Raw genomic sequence first — 2,919 nt, forward strand, 5'->3', positions numbered from 1 at the left:
ATGCTGACAAAAGCGCCGATCAGGGCGCCGGCCAACAGGCCGTAGCTCGGGTGGCGCGGCGCTGCGCGGGGGCCGAGCGTGGTCTGGGTGAATGGGGTGGGCATGGCCTGGGATCATAGGTCGGGCGGGCCCAGCCCCCCGGCTAAACTCCGCCCATGCCCGCCTCCCCCATGTCCCAACCCGATCCGACCCCCGTTCTGCTGGCCCTGGACACCGCCACCGAGCGCCTGCACGTCGGCCTGTCTGCGCCGGTCACCGGTGTGGCGCCTGAGGCGGGCCGGGCCTCGGTGGTCGCGCAAGAGCTGGCTGGAGGCGCCCAGGCTTCGGCCGGCCTGCTGCCTGCCTTGCAAGGCCTGTTGCTCGACGCGGGCCTGGACTGGCCCGATGTGAGCGCCATCGCATTCGGGGCGGGGCCGGGGGCCTTCACTGGCTTGCGCACCGCCTGCTCCGTCACCCAGGGCCTGGCTCTGGGCCTGGGGGTGCCGGTCATCTCGCTGGACACCCTCATGGCCGTGGCCGAGGACGCTCGCCAACGCGCATCAGAGCCCTTGCCCGCAGGCGAGGTCGTCTGGGTGCTGCAAGACGCGCGCATGGGCGAGCTCTACGTGGGCGCGTTCAGCTGGGACGGCCAGCGTTGGGCGGTTCACACGCAGGCCGCTTTGTGGCCGATGGGCGAGCCGCGTGCGCGCTGGGCCACTCGCGCCGAAGGCGTGCGCGTGTGCGGCAACGCCCTGAGCGCCTGCCCCGGCGCGTGGGAGGGGCTCTCGCCGGATGACACCCGGGTGCTGGCCCCTGACGCCATGCCGCGCGGCGCCGCGCTGATCGAGCTGGCCCGCCAGGCCTGGGCCAACGGCCAGCAGGTGGACCCCGCGCTCGCACTGCCTCGATATGTGCGAGACAAAGTCGCCCAGACCACCGCCGAACGCGCGGCGGCTCAGGCATGATGCCCGCCTGATTCGCCTTGCCCATCCCTGCCTGCCCTTGTCGGCCCATTGCCCCCGAGACCCGAGATGAACCGCCCGGTCCTGCGCGACACCGCCGCCCCGACGCCTGATCAGGCCGCCGTGGGGCTGATCGCGCGCGCGCTCACCGACGAGGACGTTGACGCCTGGGTGGCGCAGGAGCGGCAGGCTTGCCTGCACCCCTTGCACGCCTGGACGCCAGAGAACTACCGCTCTTCGCTGCGGGCGGGCTACTGGAGCCGCGTGCTGTGCGCGGGCGATCGCGTCGTGGCCGTGTGCGTGGCCATGGACGGTGTCGACGAGATCCACCTGCTCAACATCGCCGTCGCACGCGACTGGCAAGGCCGAGGCCTGGCGCTGGTGCTGTTGCAAGCCCTGTGTGAGCGCTGCCTGCATCAGCGTGCCCAAGCCTTGTGGCTGGAGGTGCGACCCAGTAACGCCAGGGCGCGGGCGCTTTACCAGCGCGAAGGCTTTGTGGACATCGGGGTGCGCAAGCACTACTACCCGGCCGAAGGTGGGCGCGAGGACGCCCTCGTCATGCGCCGCGAGATCCAGCTGGAGGCCGCGCATGCGCTGGACTGAACGTCAACTGGCCATGCTCAAGGAGATGGGGGTGGCCGCCTTCTGGCCGCTTCAGCCACCCACAGCGACCGTGGCGCCTGGTGCGCCCGATGCACCACCCGCCGAGTTCCGCCAGGCCGGTGTCCAGCCTGCCGAGGCCCATGTCCTGGCCGCCGAGGCGATCGCTCGGGCCGAGCGCAACAGCCGCGTCGAGCAGGCTGGTGCCGAAGCCACGCTTGGCGAGCCACCCGCGCTCGCTGCGCCACCTGCTGCACGACCGCCTGCTCGCCCGCCTGCTCGCGTCACCAAGCCTGCGCCCACCGCGGCGAGTGCGAGCGGAGCGCCGTCCCCCCATGCGCCCGGCGCGCCTGAATTGCAGCTGGGCCCTCGCCCCGTTGGCGTCGAGACCATGGACTGGCCCGCCTTGCGCGAGGCGGTGGCAGGGTGCCAGGCCTGCGGCCTGTGCCAGGGTCGTCGCCAGACCGTGTTCGGCACGGGCCATGAACAAGCGCGCTGGATGATCGTCGGGGAGGCCCCAGGCGAGCAGGAAGACCGCCAGGGCGAGCCCTTTGTCGGCCGCGCCGGCCAGTTGCTGGACCGCATGCTCGCGGCCATCGACCTCACGCGCGGAGAAGCTGGCCCCGATCGCCAGGTCTTCATCGCCAACGTGCTCAAGTGCCGCCCGCCGGCCAACCGCAACCCGCTGCCGCAGGAGGTCGCGCAGTGCGAGCCCTTCTTGCTGCGGCAGATGGCGCTGGTGCAGCCCGACCTGGTTGTGGCGATGGGCCGCTTCGCCGTGCAGTCCCTGCTCAAGACGAGCGAGCCCATCGGCAAGCTGCGTGGGCGCGTGCACGAGGTGGCGGGCGTGCCGGTGGTGGTCACCTACCACCCGGCTTATCTGCTGCGCAACCCGGCCGACAAGGGCCTGGTCTGGGACGACCTGTGCCTGGCCCGCGAGGTGCAGGCTGGTGTACAGGTGCGGCGCTCGAGCGAGGTTTGAGCCAGGCCTGAGCGGCCCCGTGAAAGGCCCCGTGAGAGACCCAGCCCAGGCGCTCAGTTGCCCGGCTCGTTCGCGTCGAGGTAGCGGCGGCGCCTGAACCACCACACCAGGCCGACGGCCACCAGCAGCATCAGGCCCAGGGCCACCCAGAAGCCGAGCTGGTTGTGGATCAGCGGCAGGCCATCGAAGTTCATGCCGAAGATGCCGGTGATCAGGTTCAGCGGCAGGAAGATGGCCGTGAGCACGGTGAGCGTGCGCATGATGTCGTTGGTGCGGCTGCCTTGTGCCGAGAAGTGGATCTGCACCGCGCTCTCGGCCGAGCTCTCCAGGCGTCGCACATGGGCCAGCACGCGGGCGATGTGTTCGTGCACGTCGCGTGAGCGCACGCGCAGCACC

Annotated in this window: 4 protein-coding genes; 3 read left to right on the forward strand and 1 reads right to left on the reverse strand. The window is 71.4% G+C overall.

The features are described 5' to 3' along the window. The first annotated feature begins 155 nt into the window (after positions 1-155). From tsaB to B2W70_RS00760, 3 genes are all read left to right on the forward strand, one after another. On the forward strand, positions 156-944 hold the full coding sequence (gene tsaB / locus B2W70_RS00750) for a tRNA (adenosine(37)-N6)-threonylcarbamoyltransferase complex dimerization subunit type 1 TsaB (protein ID WP_286742031.1): 789 nt from the start codon (positions 156-158) through the stop codon (positions 942-944). A 66-nt stretch (positions 945-1,010) separates the two neighbouring features. Then, the gene (gene rimI, locus B2W70_RS00755) at positions 1,011-1,544 is read left to right on the forward strand and encodes a ribosomal protein S18-alanine N-acetyltransferase (RefSeq protein WP_286742032.1); all 534 of its coding nucleotides are present in this window, start codon (positions 1,011-1,013) and stop codon (positions 1,542-1,544) included. Next, positions 1,531-2,523, forward strand: coding sequence for a uracil-DNA glycosylase (locus B2W70_RS00760; RefSeq protein ID WP_286742033.1), 993 nt, complete (start codon positions 1,531-1,533; stop codon positions 2,521-2,523). The genes rimI and B2W70_RS00760 overlap by 14 nt, the downstream gene beginning before the upstream one ends. Positions 2,524-2,576: 53 nt before the next feature. Here B2W70_RS00760 and B2W70_RS00765 read toward each other — a convergent pair. After that, positions 2,577-2,919 (reverse strand): CorA family divalent cation transporter (locus B2W70_RS00765; RefSeq protein WP_286742034.1); only part of this gene is annotated, 343 nt, incomplete at its 5' end.

It is taken from the genome of Aquabacterium sp. UBA2148, from assembly GCF_002328915.1.
In the GTDB taxonomy this organism is placed as follows: domain Bacteria; phylum Pseudomonadota; class Gammaproteobacteria; order Burkholderiales; family Burkholderiaceae_C; genus Aquabacterium; species Aquabacterium parvum.